This window comes from Enterobacter sp. 148H3, from assembly GCF_034107425.1.
GTDB lineage: Bacteria > Pseudomonadota > Gammaproteobacteria > Enterobacterales > Enterobacteriaceae > Enterobacter > Enterobacter vonholyi.
On the sequence record NZ_JAWNEI010000008.1, the window covers coordinates 1 to 14,780 of the forward strand.

Genomic DNA, 14,780 nt, shown 5'->3' on the forward strand with positions numbered 1-14,780 from the left:
TGCCGCTCGACTTGCATGTGTTAGGCCTGCCGCCAGCGTTCAATCTGAGCCATGATCAAACTCTTCAATTTAAGTTTGATGCTCGTGAATTAAACTTCGTAATGAATTACGTATGTTCACTCAGAGACTTGGTATTCATTTTTCGTCCGAGGACGTTAAGAATCCATGTCACTTTGAGTGCCCACACAGATTGTCTGATAAATTGTTAAAGAGCAGTGCCGCTTCGCTTTTCGCAGCGGCGCGGGGTGTGCATATTACGCTTTCCCGCTTCAGAGTCAAGCGTTTATTTACACTATTCTCTGCTGACCCGGCGGCGTGTGTGCCGTTGTTCCGTGTCAGTGGAGGCGCATTATAGGGAGTTATTCCGACGTGACAAGAGGAAATTTAAAAAAAGTTTTCATCCGCGTTTTTTTTCACCACCCGAGGTGAAATCAAGCTACAAATTGTTCTATTTGATGTATCTGCAACCACAATCACATTCGAGGTGGCATAATTATCAGCATGTATCTTTAAGGAATAAAAGCGATGCCATTAAGCGCACAACAGCTGGCCGCCCAAAAAAACCTGTCGTACGTGCTGGCAGAAAAGCTGGCGCAGCGGATTTTAGCGGGTAAATATGCCCCCGGTAGCATCCTGCCGGGTGAGATGGAGCTGGGTGAGCAGTTTGGGGTGAGCCGTACCGCCGTGCGCGAAGCGGTAAAAACCCTGACGGCAAAAGGTATGGTGCTTCCACGTCCTCGCATTGGCACACGCGTAATGCCACAGAGTAACTGGAATTTTCTCGATCAGGAGCTGCTCTCCTGGTGGATGACGGAAGATAACTTTCATCAGGTCGTCGATCACTTTCTGGTGATGCGCAGCAGCCTTGAACCTCAGGCATGTCTGCTTGCCGCTACGCTGGGAACAGCAGAGCAGAAAGCGCAGCTTAACGCGTTGATGGCAGAGATGGTGTTCCTGAAAAAACACTTCAACCGCGAACGCTGGGTTGAGGTCGATATGGCCTGGCATGAACACATCTATATGATGAGCGCCAATCCGTTCCTTACCTCTTTTGCCTCTTTATTTCATTCGGTGTATCACACCTACTTTACCTCTATTACACAAAACGAAGTGGTAAAACTGGATTTGCATCAGGCGATAGTGGATGCCATCCAGGAAAGCGACGGGCAACGAGCCCTGAGTGCGTGCCAGGCATTGCTGGCCGCGCCAACCCACCAGCAGGTAAATAAATGACAAAGAAAAAAGCGCGCAGCATGGCCGGATTGCCGTGGATTGCAGCCATGGCGTTTTTTATGCAGGCACTGGATGCCACCATCCTCAACACCGCGCTTCCCGCTATTGCGCAAAGCCTCAACCGTTCCCCACTGGCGATGCAGTCAGCCATCATCAGCTACACCCTGACGGTGGCAATGTTAATACCGGTCAGCGGCTGGCTGGCCGACCGCTTTGGCACCCGCAGAGTTTTCATGCTGGCCGTAACGCTCTTTACGCTCGGTTCGCTGGCCTGTGCGCTCTCCTCATCATTAACAGAGCTGGTTATCTTCCGCGTATTGCAGGGCATCGGCGGCGCGATGATGATGCCCGTGGCGCGCCTTGCCCTACTGCGAGCCTACCCGCGCAGCGAATTACTTCCCGTGCTCAACTTCGTTACCATGCCAGGCCTTGTTGGCCCGATACTTGGACCGGTACTCGGTGGCGTGTTTGTCACCTGGGCAAGCTGGCACTGGATCTTCCTGATTAATATCCCAATTGGCGTTGCGGGGCTGCTGTATGCCCGCAAATATATGCCGAACTTCACCACGCCAAGGCGCAGCTTCGACATGGGCGGCTTTTTCCTGTTCGGCCTGAGCCTGGTGTTATTCTCCAGCGGGATGGAGCTGTTTGGCGAGAAGATCGTCGCAACGTGGATAGCGCTCTCCGTTATCCTGGGCGGTATTCTGTTATTTCTTCTTTATATACGTCACGCGCGCCGCCACCCGACACCGTTAATCTCCCTGGGGCTCTTTAACACCCGAACCTTTTCCGTAGGGATTGCAGGCAACATTGCGTCTCGTCTGGGGACGGGTTGCGTGCCGTTCCTGATGCCATTAATGCTGCAGGTGGGTTTCGGCTACCCGGCCCTGATTGCTGGCTGCATGATGGCGCCCACGGCAATGGGCTCGATTCTGGCAAAATCAACCGTTACGCAGGTGCTGCGCTGGTTTGGCTATCGTAAGACGCTGGTTGGCGTGACGGTCTTTATCGGTTTGATGATTGCGCAGTTTTCGCTGCAGTCCGCCGTGTTACCCGTCTGGATGCTGATCCTGCCGCTGTTTGTGTTGGGCATGGCGATGTCGACGCAGTTCACATCGATGAACACCATCACCCTCGCCGATCTGACTGACGAGAACGCCAGTAGCGGCAACAGCGTGCTGGCGGTAACGCAACAGCTGTCGATCAGTTTAGGGGTTGCCGTGAGTGCAGCGGTGCTGAGGTTTTATGAGGGTTTTGATAACGCAAATACCGTTGAGCAGTTCCACTATACCTTTATCACCATGGGCGCACTTACCGTGGTATCGGCGCTGGTCTTTATGCTGTTAAAACCGAAAGACGGCAGAAACCTGATTAAAGAGCGTCATAAAGAGAAAGCTAAACCGAACCGCGTTCCATCAGAACAGGAGTAAGCTGCAGGCGTTGTTGCTGCAGCGTGGGCTGCGCCATACGGTGGATCAACACATCTATGGCCAGCTCGCCCAGTTCATCCTTCGGCTGATGAATAGTAGTCAGCGGCGGCGTCATGTAGCGGGCAAGTTCAATATCATCGTAGCCAATCACCGCCATATCGTCCGGCACGCGTAGCCCCGCCTGGTACAACGCCTGATAGGCACCAAACGCCATCGCATCATTACCAATAAAGACCGCCTGCGGGCGCTGCGCTTGCGTCAGCAGTTTCTGCATTGCCTCGAAGCCACCGTTAAATTCGAAATCACCAGTGATCCGGTAGCCATCAGGAATGGCGAGCCCTGCTCGATCCATGGCGGAGAGATACCCTTCCAGACGCAAACGCGCCGGGGTTTTATCCAGCGGACCGGTAATACAGGCGATGCGGGTATAGCCTTTATCAATCAGATACTGAGTCGCCATATCACCACCCAGCAGGGAGTTATCCTGAATGAGATCGCTGGTTCCGTCGAATGGGGCCCAGTCCATCATCACGGTGGGAATAGAAGGATAGCGCTGGATGATCTCTTTCGAGGGCTGGTGCGTTTCGGTGCAGAGCAACAGTAGCCCGTCGACGCGTTTTTGCATCAGCGTCTCCAGGTTACGATTCATGCGCTGCTCGTCACCTTCGGTGTTACACAGCACCAGGCTGTAGCCGCGCTCGAAGCAGCTGCGCTCCACGCCGCGAACCAGTTCTGAATAAAAGGGGTTGGTACTGGCAGTGATCAGCATACCGATAGTACGCGTCTGATTGAGCTTAAGGCTGCGCGCCAGCGCAGACGGCGCATAGTTGAGTTCTTTTACCGCAGCTTCGACTTTTTCCCGAATCGCCTCGCTGACGAAGCGATCTTTATTAATGACGTGGGAGACCGTCGAGGTAGAAACGCCCGCCATACGGGCGACATCTTTCATTGTAGCCAAGCGTTACCCCTGCTGACTTAAGAATTCATCGATCTCTTTACGCCACGGAACGGAAGGCTGGGCGCCCTTGCGCGTCACCGCAATCGCGGCAGCGGCGTGAGCGAAGCGAATAGCGTCATCCATTTTCTTGCCTTCCAGCAGCGCGGTCACCAGTGCACCATTGAAGGTGTCTCCCGCTGCAATGGTATCAATCGCCTTCACCTTAAAGCCCGGCACACGACGGCCTTCGCCATTGACGCTTGCCCACACCCCACGGCTGCCAAGGGTGATAATTACGGTGCCGATGCCCTTATCATGCAGTGCACGCGCGGCTCGTGCGGCATCGTCATCATTTTCTACGCGAATGCCCGTCAGCTTTTCGGCTTCGGTTTCGTTCGGCGTAATGATGTCCACCAGCGCCAGCAGCTCGTCTGATAATACACGTGCTGGGGCCGGGTTCAGTACAACAGTGGTATGATTTTCATGTGCAATTTTTGCGGCGGCCAGCACGCTTTCAACCGGTGATTCCAGCTGCATGAGCAGGGCTTCCGCTCCGGCGATGATTGCACGTTGCGCTTCTACGCGCTCCGTCGTCAGCGCAGCGTTAGCCCCAGCATGAATACCGATGACATTCTCACCTTCAGCGTTGACGAAAATCAGCGCCACGCCGGTAGATTCCCCTGCAACAACGCTGACCGGTGCGATATCAACGTTGTCGCTCGCCAGCTGCTTGCGTACACGCTCACCGGTATCGTCATCACCCGTGCAGGCGATAAACGCAATATTCGCCCCACTGCGACCCGCGGCCACGGCCTGGTTGGCACCTTTACCGCCAAATGCCACCTGATAATGATTACCCGTGACGGTTTCGCCCGGTGCAGGGAACGATTCAAGGTTAAGAATGTGATCGGCATTGATACTGCCAAGGACGACGAGGTTGCCTGCGGTTTTCATGGTTGGGTTGTCCATCTGAGAGCGCCACCGGTGTTACCCGGTGGCGTATGCCACACTTTTCTTTTATTGGTGTCCCTCAGGCAGCCAGCGACTGCCTGATTCGCCTTTTACTGCTTGATGACCAGCTTCAGGTCAACCGGGTATTTAGCCTGAACTTTTTCGCCCTTCAGCACTTTGTCGGCAGTTTCAACGCCAGTGGCGCCAATCTGCTCAGGCAGCTGAGCGATGGTCGCAGCCAGTTTGCCATCGTTTACTGCTTTTTCACCATCCGGCGTGCCGTCAAATCCGACAACCATCACATCAGATTTACCTGCAGTCTGCAGAGCACGCAGCGCACCGAGCGCCATTTCGTCGTTCTGCGCGAAGACCGCCTGCACATCAGGGTGTGCGGTCAGCAGGTTCTGCATGACGTTCAGACCTTTGGTACGATCGAAGTCTGCTGGCTGGCTCGCCAGCACGTTGAATTTGTGTGCAGCCACAGCCTGCTGGAAGCCTTCGCCACGCTCGCGGGCGGCAGACGTACCGGCAATCCCCTGCAGTTCGATAACTTTCGCGCCTTCGCCAGCTTTCTTCGCGATGTAATCACCCGCGATTTTGCCGCCCAGCACGTTATCAGACGCAATGTGGCTCACCACGTCGCCTTTGGTTGCCTGACGGTCCAGGGTGATCACCGGAATTTTCGCCTGGTTTGCCATTTTAACGGCGTTACCTACGGCGTCAGAGTCGGTTGGGTTGATCAGCAGAATCTTGGTGCCACGAACGGTTAAGTCCTGAACGTTAGCCAGCTCTTTCGCCGGGTTGTTCTGTGAATCCAGCACCACCAGGTTATAGCCCAGCTTGTCCGCTTCTTTCTGCGCACCGTCCTTCAGGGAGACAAAGAACGGGTTGTTCAGGGTTGAGACAACCAGCGCGATGGTATCTTTCGCCATGGCGTTAGCACTTACGGTTGCGCTCAGCGCGACAGCGGAAACCAGGGTAGCCAGTTTTTTCATGTTCATATCTAAGATGTCCTGTAGTGTCGTCAGTTACTGTTTTTTGTTGTCTACCAGTACCGCCAGCAAAATCACCACTGCCTTAACGATCATCTGGTAATAGGAGGAAACACCTAACAAATTCAAACCATTATTCAGGAAACCGAGAATCAGTGCGCCGATCAATGTCCCAACAATGCGACCTTTACCGCCCGCAAGACTCGTACCGCCCAGAACCACTGCCGCGATAGCATCCAGCTCATACCCCGTACCCGCCGTCGGCTGCGCGGAAGAGAGGCGCGCCACTTCGATAATGCCCGCCAGTGACGCCAGCAGACCGCACAGGGAGTACACGATAACTTTGACTTTATTAACGCTGATACCGGACAGGCGCGTTGCCGCTTCGTTACCGCCCAGCGCATAAATATAACGGCCCAGACGGGTATGGTGCAGCATGTACCACGCCGCCAGGAAGACGATAGCCATGATCCAGACCGGTGTCGGAACACCCAGCGGGCGACCGATACCGAACCAGCCAAACAGATCGGCGTTATCGGTGAAGCCGGTATTGACCGGGCTGCCGTTGGTATAAACCATGGTCACCCCGCGCAGCAGCAGCATCATCACCAGCGTGGCGATGAATGCCTGAACGCGACCTTTTGCCACAATCACGCCGGTGACGGCGCCAATCGCGGCCCCTGCCGCCAGGGCCGCGGCCACGGCCACCAGCGCGTTGACTTCAATCCCGACAAGCGAAGCGGCGATCGCGCCGGTAAGGGCCAGCAGGGAACCGACGGACAGATCGATACCTGAGGTCAAAATTACCAGCGTCATGCCGACCGCCATAATGGCATTCACCGACGTCTGCTGCAGAATGTTGAACAGGTTATTAACGGTGAAAAAGTTCGGGCTCATGGTCGATACAATCGCGATCAGCACCAGCAGGGCAATCAGCGATTTTTGTTCCATCAGCCACGCCTTTGTGAAATAGCGGCGACCAGAAACAGCCTGGGTAGTCATCTTCTTACTCCTGATTCACGCGATTAAGCTTGCCCACAGCGGCAGCCATCAGAACTTCCTGGGTGGCCTGCTCGCGAGTGAATTCACCGCCGAGATGCCCTTCATGCATAACGATAATGCGATCGCTCATGCCTAATACTTCTGGCATCTCGGAAGAGACCAGAATGATGCTCAGACCGTCGGCCTTAAACTGGTTAATCAGTTGATAGATCTCTTTCTTCGCGCCCACGTCCACGCCGCGGGTTGGCTCGTCGAGGATCAGCACTTTCGGGCGCGTCATCAACCCGCGCGCAATCGCCACTTTCTGCTGATTCCCGCCGGATAACAGGCCAATCGCCTGCTCCATCGACGGGGTTTTGACGTTAAAGAGGCGGATAAAATCGCTGACCGCCTGCTGTTCGTCTTTATGCTTCAGGCTTCCACCGCTATGGCTGAAATAGCGCAGCGCGGTCAGGGACATGTTCTCTTTTACCGACATGCCCAGCACCAGGCCATCGCGTTTGCGGTCTTCGGAGATATAGACGATGCCGTTCGCCAGACCATCCTGCGGAGAGCGGGTGACCACTTCATGGCCGTCAAGGGTGACATAACCGCTGGTGCGCGGCAGTGCGCCGTACAATACTTTCATCAACTCGGTACGTCCGGCACCCATCAAGCCCGCCACGCCCAGGATCTCGCCCTGGCGCAGGGTAAAGGTCACGTCGTTCACACCCGGACCGCAGAGGTTGTCTACCTTCAGGCGGATCTCTCCCGGCGCTTTATCCAGATGCGGATATTGATCTTCAAGCTTACGTCCCACCATCATTTCAATGAGCGTATCTTCGGTCAGCGTAGCCACTTCGCGCTCGGCAATAAACTGCCCGTCACGGAAAACGGTGACGTCGTCGCAGATCTCGAAGATCTCTTTCATGCGGTGAGAGATATAGACAATCCCGCGCCCCTGCGACTTCAGCTCGCGGATAACGCGGAACAGGGATTCGGTTTCGGTATCGGTCAGGGCGTCGGTCGGTTCATCCATAATGATGACCTTCGACTCAAAGCTCAGCACCTTCGCGATTTCCACCATCTGCTGATCGCCAATCGACAAATCGCCTACCAGACGGTCGCTCTTAAAGCGCAGGTTCAGCTTCGCCAGCAGCTTGTCCGCTTCGGCATACATAGTTTTCCAGTCGATTTTGCCGAACCGGTTAACAAACTCGCGGCCGAGGAAGATGTTTTCCGCAATGGTGAGCTGCGGGATCAGGTTCAGCTCCTGGTGAATAATGCCGATACCCGCTTCCTGAGAAGATTTCGGGCCAGTGAAGGTGGTTTCTTTACCCAGCCAGAGGAGTGAACCGGCATCGCGTTGATAGATACCGGTCAGCACTTTCATCATGGTGGATTTGCCGGCGCCGTTTTCCCCCACCAGCGCCATTACGCGCCCGGGGTAGACGTTCAGCGCCGCGCCGGAGAGGGCTTTTACGCCCGGGAACGACTTATCGATCCCTTTGAGTTGCAGTAATGCGTCCATGATGGCCTCAGAAGGTGACGCCAGCACAGAGAATGATATTCGCATACGGGGAACACTCCCCGCTGCGAATTACCGCCTGACTGTCTGCGGTTTGTTGTTTGAACTGCTCGTGCGTTGTGTAACGAATTTCTATGGTGTTTCCCTGGTGTTGTTGCAGTTGCTCAATATGGCTGAGCAACGTTTCGTGGAGTTGCGGATTATGTTGTTTGATTTCCGCCGCGAGAATGGCTGCCTCAACCTGCATCTCCGCCGTCACGACTTCCAGTACCTGCATAAACGAAGGAACACCCTGCGTTAACGCCATATCAATACGGGTTGTGCTGCGCGGAACCGGTAAGCCTGCATCGCAAACCACCAGCGTATCGGTATGCCCAAGACGGGAAATAACCGATGAGATTTCTGAGTTGAGTACCGTGCCTTTCTTCATTTTCTTGCTCCACTAGCGAAACGTTTCGCTAAAAGTAGTGTAGCGCCAGAAATGTTCAGAAAACCATCATGACGTAACAGATTTGTGATCGACGTCGAAACGTTTCGCTAAGTGAAATATTGATGGGAGAAATAGCCCGACGGCGCTTCACTTGCACGGGCCTACGGGTTTGGTAGGCCGGGTAAGCGCAGCGCCACCCGGCATTTTCGAAAGGACTTAAATCTCGACCTGCGTACCCAGCTCTATCACGCGGTTAGGCGGGATCTCAAACTGGTCAGGCGCGCGCAGGGCGTTACGCTGCAGGATCAGGTACAGCTTGCCGCGCAGGCGCAAATACCAAGGGCGCTTGCCGATGATAAGCGATTCGTGAGACATAAAGAACGACGTCTCCATCATCCGGCAGCTCAGCCCTTCAAGACCGCAGCGGTGGAACACCTCTTCCACGTTTGGCGTTTCACGCCAGCCGTAGCTCGCCACCACGCGCCAGAATGTCGGGGAGAGCTGCTCGATTTGCACGCGACGCACGTTGTGAACGTAAGGCGCATCTTCAGTGCGCAGCGTCAGCAGGATCACGCGCTCGTGCAGCACTTTGTTGTGCTTGAGGTTATGCATCAGCGCGAAGGGAATGACGTTCAGGGCGCGAGACATGTACACCGCTGTGCCAGGCACGCGGACCGGCGGGGATTTCTCCAGAGAAGCGATCATCGCCTCAAGAGAGTTCCCGTGCTCGTGCATGCGGCGCAGCAGGCGGAAGCGCTCGCTTTTCCAGGTGGTCATGACGATAAACATCACCAGACCCAGCGTCAGCGGCAGCCAGCCGCCGGAGACAATCTTGTCGAGGTTTGCGGAGAACAGCGGCACGTCAATGCACAGGAAGCCCACCAGAATCATCGCCACGAGGAATTTATTCCAGTGCCAGTTTCGGTACGCCACCGTGGTAGAGAGAAGCGATGTCAGCACCATCGTACCGGTTACCGCAATACCGTACGCCGCCGCCAGGTTGCTGGAGTGCTCGAAGCTGACGATAACAATCACAACCGCGAAATAGAGCAGCCAGTTAACGAACGGGATATAGATCTGGCCCGACTCCATCTCAGAGGTATGGATGATGCGCATCGGTGAGAGATACCCCAGACGCACGGCCTGGCGCGTCAGAGAAAACACGCCGGAAATCACCGCCTGGGAGGCAATGACGGTCGCCAGCGTCGCCAGAATCAGCATCGGCACCAGCGCCCAGTCAGGCGCCAGCAGGAAGAACGGGTTCTTGATCGCTTCCGGATTTTTAAGTAACAGCGCGCCCTGGCCAAAGTAGTTCAGCACCAGCGACGGCAGTACCACAATAAACCAGGCCACGCGGATAGGCAGTTTCCCGAAGTGACCCATGTCAGCATATAGCGCTTCAACGCCGGTAATGGAGAGCACGACGGCACCCAGCGCCACGAAGGAAACCACTTTGTATTCAAGGAAGAAATGCACGGCCCAGTAAGGGTTTAGCGCATGCAGCACTTCCGGATTCGCGATAATGCTGCGCAAACCAAGCGCGGCCAGGATCAGGAACCAGGCCAGCATAATCGGCGCAAACAGTTTGCCCACCAGCCCGGTACCGTGCTTCTGGATCATAAACAGCAGCGTCAGGACAATAATGGCCAGAGGAACAACCCATGAATCGAGCTGCGGGGCAATAATTTCCAGCCCCTCTATCGCCGAGAGGACCGAAATCGCGGGCGTGATAACCACCTCTCCGTAGAAGAAGCTGCCGCCAATCAGGCCGATAATCACCAGAACGGAGGTCATTCTGGCTGAGGTGTTGCGCCCTGCAAGGGACATCAGGGTCAGGATCCCGCCTTCACCTGCGTTATCAGCACGCATAACGAAGGAGAGATATTTAACGGAAACCACCAGGATCAGCAGCCAGAAGATGAGGGACAGGAAGCCAAATACGGCATCGCGCTCAACACCAAAGCCAAACTGGCCGGACAGACATTCACGAAGCGTATAAAGCGGGCTGGTGCCAATATCACCGTAGACAACCCCGATCGCCGCAAGCGTTATTGCGGGTAATGATTGCTTATTATCAGTGCTCATAGACTAGTCTTTTCGTTTAAATAACAAATGTGTTCCTGGTCCCTTGGCCCACAAAAAGCGCACAGTATGCACGATTCATTGCAAAATCGTACCCCTAAATGCAACCGCATTAATGTAGCGCAAAGAAAATTGCGCCGCACTTCAGTCTATTACCAGCCCTGACTGAAACGTCTATACTCGCTTCAATTGGCCGCCACGACGGCGAAAGGATGCAAAACTATTATGGCTCACTCACATTTATTAGCAGAAAGAATTTCCCGCCTTAGCAGCGCGCTGGAGAAAGGCCTTTTCGAGCGTAGCCACGCCATTCGCCTCTGTTTACTGGCGGCGTTGAGCGGCGAGAGCGTGTTTTTGCTGGGTCCGCCGGGCATTGCCAAAAGCCTGATTGCCCGCAGGCTAAAATTTGCTTTTCAGAACGCCCGCGCCTTCGAATATCTCATGACCCGGTTTTCCACCCCAGAAGAAGTTTTTGGCCCGCTTTCCATTCAGGCACTGAAAGATGAGGGGCGCTATCAGCGTCTGACAGAAGGGTATCTTCCGGAGGCTGAAATTGTCTTTCTTGATGAGATCTGGAAAGCGGGACCGGCCATTCTGAACACCCTGCTCACGGCGATAAACGAACGTCGGTTCCGCAACGGCGCCAGTGAAGAAAAAATCCCAATGCGCCTGCTGGTGGCCGCCTCAAACGAACTGCCTGAAGCCGACAGCAGCCTGGAAGCGCTGTATGACCGTATGCTGATCCGCCTGTGGCTGGACAAAGTACAGGATAAATCCAACTTCCGCTCCATGCTGGTCAGCCAGCAGGACGAGAGCGAAAATCCGGTACCCGCTTCGCTACAGGTGACGGATGAGGAGTACCACCAGTGGCAGCAGGATATTGGCAAAATCAAATTGCCGGACGCGGTATTCGAGCTGATCTATCTGCTGCGTCAGCAGCTTGATCACCTTCCCTCGGCGCCCTATGTCTCCGATCGCCGCTGGAAAAAAGCGATCCGTCTGCTGCAGGCCAGCGCCCTGTTCAGCGGCCGCGATGCCGTGGCGCCCATCGATCTGATCCTGCTGAAAGACTGCCTCTGGCACGACGCGGAAGGCATGAACCTGATGCAGCAGCAGCTTGACGTTTTGATGACCGGACACGCCTGGGGACAGCAGGCGATGCTCAATCAGTTGGGGGCGATTGCCCAGCGGCGCATCCAGCTCCAGCAGCAGCAAAGTGATAAAACCGCGCTGAAAGTGAATCGCCTGGGGGGGATGTTCGCACGCAAACCGCACTATGAATTACCCACCGAACTAACCACCCCGACGCTGACCCTGCTGCTCCAGCAGCCGCTTAAGCTGCATGATATGCAGGTGGTGCACGTGACGATTGAGCGTGAGGCGCTGGCACAGTGGCTGGATAAGGGCGGAGAGATCCGTGGAAAGCTCAACGGCATCGGTTTCGCGCAGCCGCTGAATATGGAAGTGGACAGCAGCCAGCACCTGGTGATCCGCGACGTCAGCCTGCAGGGCTCGCGTCTCGCGCTGCCGGGAACCGCCTCTGACAGCGTCCCCGAGGAGATTAAGCAGCAGCTGGACGCGCTGGATACGGAATGGCACCAGCAGCACACCCGCTTTAGCGAGCAGCAAAAATGCCTCTTTATTCATAGTGACTGGCTAGGTCGCATCGAAGCCAGCCTGCAGGACGTCAGCGCGCAGATTAAACAGGCGCGTCAATGCTAACTCTGGATACGCTTAACGTCATGCTGGCCGTCAGCGAGGAAGGGTTGATCGAAGAAGTGGTCATAACCCTTCTGGCTTCGCCGCAGCTGGCAGCCTTCTTTGAAAAATTTCCGAAGCTCAAAAAAGCGATGACGGACGATCTTCCGCGCTGGCGGGAAAATTTGCGTCAGCGGTTCAGGGAGACCGAAGTTCCGCCTGAGCTAACGGAAGAGGTGGCCTGTTATCAGCAGTGCCAGCGGCTCTCCACATCGCAGTTTATCGTTCAGCTTCCGCAAACCCTCACGCTGCTCGACAAGGTCCACTCTCCGTTTGCCAGCCAGGCCCGGGCGCTGGTCACGGATAACGCCACGTTCACTCCCGCACTGCACACCCTCTTCTTACAGCGCTGGCGCCTCAGCCTGGTGGTGCAGGCCACGACGCTAAACCAGCAGCTGCTGGACGAAGAGCGCGAACAGCTGCTCAGTGAAGTTCAGGAGCGCATGACCTTAAGCGGCCAGCTTGAGCAGGTGCTGGTGGAGAATGAAAACGCCGCAGGGCGTCTCTGGGATATGAGCGCAGGCCAGCTCCGGCGCGGGGACTATCAGTTGATCGTCAAGTACGGCGATTTTCTGACGCAGCAGCCCGAGCTGATGAAGCTTGCAGAACAGCTGGGTCGCTCAAGGGAGGCAAAGTCGGTCCCAAAGAAAGATGCCCCCATGGAGACTTTCCGCACCCTGGTGCGCGAACCGGCTACCGTGCCGGAGCAGGTCGACGGGCTCCAGCAGAGTGATGACATTTTACGCCTGCTGCCCACGGAACTGAGCACGCTCGGGATGACCGAGCTGGAGTATGAGTTTTACCGTCGGCTGGTGGAAAAACAGCTCCTCACCTACCGGCTGCACGGCGAAGCCTGGCGCGAGAAGGTAAGCCAGCGTCCTGTGGTTCATCAGGATTTTGATGAACAGCCGCGCGGGCCATTCATAGTTTGCGTGGATACGTCCGGCTCGATGGGTGGGTTTAACGAGCAGTGTGCGAAGGCGTTCTGTCTGGCACTGATGCGCGTGGCGCTCGCCGATCGCCGTCGCTGCTTCATCATGCTGTTCTCCAGCGAAGTCGTGGGCTATGAGCTGACGAACCAGCAGGGGATCGAGCAGGCAATCCGCTTCCTGAGCCAGCGTTTTCGCGGTGGAACCGATCTGGCAAGCTGTTTTCGCAGCATAGTGGAGCGTATGCAGGGCGGCGACTGGTACGACGCTGACGCAGTGGTGATTTCCGATTTTATCGCCCAGCGGCTGCCGGATGATGTGGTCAATAAGGTGAAGGAATTACAGCGGGTGCATCAACACCGTTTTCATGCGGTGGCGATGTCCGCCCATGGAAAACCCGGCATCATGCGCATCTTCGATCATATCTGGCGCTTTGATACCGGGCTGCGTAGCCGCCTGCTCAGACGCTGGCAGCGTTAATTACAGAAGAGAGCCAACGCTTTCACGTACCTGCTGCGGCCAGACGCCACACTGAACCTGACCGATATGAGGTAATTGCAGCAGCAGCATGGTCAGACGGGACTGGCCGATACCGCCGCCAATCGTCTGTGGCATTTCGCCGCGCAGCAGCGCCTGGTGCCACTCGAGTTTGAGACGGTCTTCATCACCGGTGACCGCCAGTTGGCGCTTCAGCGCGTCAGCATCCACGCGGATCCCCATAGAAGAGAGCTCGAATGCGTCTTCCAGTATCGGGTTCCAGACAAGAATATCGCCGTTCAGCCCGGCAAATTCGCCATCACCCACAGTACTCCAGTCATCATAATCAGGCGCACGAACGTCGTGGCGCTTACCGTCAGACAGCTTGCCGCCGATACCGATCAGGAACACAGCACCTAATTCTTTGGCGATCGCACGCTCGCGGCCTTTGGCATCCAGATCCGGGAAACGGGTCAGCAGTTCCTGGCTGTGGACAAAGTGGATCGTATCCGGCAGGAACGTTGCCAGACCAAACTCTTTGCTCACTGCCGCTTCGGTTGCTTTGATCCCGGCGTAGATCGCCTCAACGGTGGATTTCAGCGTACCGATATGACGTTCACCATCACCCATTACGCGCTCCCAGTCCCACTGGTCAACGTAAACGGAATGAATCGGTGAAAGGCGATCTTCATCGGGGCGAAGGGCTTTCATGTGCGTGTAGAGCCCTTCGCCCGCGCTGAAGTCGTGTTGTCCCAGGGTCTGACGCTTCCACTTCGCCAGTGAATGAACCACTTCGAACTGGGCGTCTGGCAGTGTTTTCACTTTCACCTGTACCGCTTTTTCGCATCCAGAAAGGTTATCCTGCGTCCCGTCACCCACGCGGCTGAGGATAGGTGCCTGGACTTCAATCAGCCCAAGCTTCTCTTCCAGCTGGCGGGAAAAATGGGATTTTACGAAACTGATCTGGCGTTGTTTTGCGATGTAAGCGGTTTTCATTATTTATACTCCTGCGTCCTGTTGATATTGATTAAGCAACAGAAACGGCGCCTTAT

12 protein-coding genes and 1 rRNA gene are annotated in these 14,780 nt (G+C 55.6%); 4 read left to right on the forward strand and 9 right to left on the reverse strand.

What is annotated here, in order from left to right:
* Positions 1-71 (reverse strand): 16S ribosomal RNA (locus USH94_RS12930); the annotation flags it as partial.
* Positions 72-525: 454 nt separating this feature from the next.
* Here USH94_RS12930 and USH94_RS12935 point away from each other — a divergent pair.
* Both USH94_RS12935 and mdtD read left to right on the forward strand, forming a co-directional pair.
* Entirely contained in the window at positions 526-1,233 is a 708-nt protein-coding gene (locus USH94_RS12935; protein ID WP_111964224.1) for a FadR/GntR family transcriptional regulator, read from the forward strand.
* Positions 1,230-2,663 (forward strand): multidrug transporter subunit MdtD, encoded by a 1,434-nt coding sequence (gene mdtD / locus USH94_RS12940; RefSeq protein ID WP_111964225.1) that lies wholly within the window; start codon positions 1,230-1,232, stop codon positions 2,661-2,663. Before USH94_RS12935 ends, mdtD begins: the two co-directional genes overlap by 4 nt.
* Here mdtD and rbsR read toward each other — a convergent pair.
* The 7 genes from rbsR to kup form a co-directional block, all read right to left on the reverse strand.
* Positions 2,629-3,621, reverse strand: coding sequence for a ribose operon transcriptional repressor RbsR (gene rbsR / locus USH94_RS12945; RefSeq protein WP_111964226.1), 993 nt, complete (start codon positions 3,619-3,621; stop codon positions 2,629-2,631). The two genes, mdtD and rbsR, sit on opposite strands and share 35 nt — an antisense overlap.
* A gap of 3 nt (positions 3,622-3,624) precedes the next feature.
* The gene (rbsK, locus tag USH94_RS12950) at positions 3,625-4,554 is read right to left on the reverse strand and encodes a ribokinase (RefSeq protein ID WP_111964357.1); all 930 of its coding nucleotides are present in this window, start codon (positions 4,552-4,554) and stop codon (positions 3,625-3,627) included.
* Positions 4,555-4,661: 107 nt separating this feature from the next.
* Positions 4,662-5,552 (reverse strand): ribose ABC transporter substrate-binding protein RbsB, encoded by an 891-nt coding sequence (gene rbsB / locus USH94_RS12955; RefSeq protein ID WP_008503498.1) that lies wholly within the window; start codon positions 5,550-5,552, stop codon positions 4,662-4,664.
* A 27-nt stretch (positions 5,553-5,579) separates the two neighbouring features.
* Positions 5,580-6,545 (reverse strand): ribose ABC transporter permease, encoded by a 966-nt coding sequence (gene rbsC, locus USH94_RS12960; RefSeq protein WP_021242657.1) that lies wholly within the window; start codon positions 6,543-6,545, stop codon positions 5,580-5,582.
* A 4-nt stretch (positions 6,546-6,549) separates the two neighbouring features.
* Complete coding sequence (gene rbsA, locus USH94_RS12965) at positions 6,550-8,055, reverse strand: ribose ABC transporter ATP-binding protein RbsA (RefSeq protein ID WP_021242658.1); 1,506 nt, start codon at positions 8,053-8,055, stop codon at positions 6,550-6,552.
* A gap of 7 nt (positions 8,056-8,062) precedes the next feature.
* Positions 8,063-8,482: a D-ribose pyranase gene (rbsD, locus tag USH94_RS12970; RefSeq protein ID WP_003862392.1), complete on the reverse strand. Its 420-nt coding sequence runs from the start codon at positions 8,480-8,482 to the stop codon at positions 8,063-8,065.
* A 216-nt stretch (positions 8,483-8,698) separates the two neighbouring features.
* Complete coding sequence (gene kup, locus USH94_RS12975; RefSeq protein ID WP_023309781.1) at positions 8,699-10,567, reverse strand: low affinity potassium transporter Kup; 1,869 nt, start codon at positions 10,565-10,567, stop codon at positions 8,699-8,701.
* Positions 10,568-10,789: 222 nt separating this feature from the next.
* Between kup and ravA the strand changes: the two genes are divergently transcribed.
* Both ravA and viaA read left to right on the forward strand, forming a co-directional pair.
* Entirely contained in the window at positions 10,790-12,286 is a 1,497-nt protein-coding gene (gene ravA / locus USH94_RS12980; RefSeq protein WP_111964227.1) for an ATPase RavA, read from the forward strand.
* Positions 12,280-13,731: an ATPase RavA stimulator ViaA gene (gene viaA, locus USH94_RS12985; RefSeq protein WP_111964228.1), complete on the forward strand. Its 1,452-nt coding sequence runs from the start codon at positions 12,280-12,282 to the stop codon at positions 13,729-13,731. The genes ravA and viaA overlap by 7 nt, the downstream gene beginning before the upstream one ends.
* On the opposite strand, the gene asnA is transcribed toward viaA, so the two are convergent.
* On the reverse strand, positions 13,732-14,724 hold the full coding sequence (asnA, locus tag USH94_RS12990; protein ID WP_111964229.1) for an aspartate--ammonia ligase: 993 nt from the start codon (positions 14,722-14,724) through the stop codon (positions 13,732-13,734).
* Between the last annotated feature and the right edge of the window lie 56 nt (positions 14,725-14,780).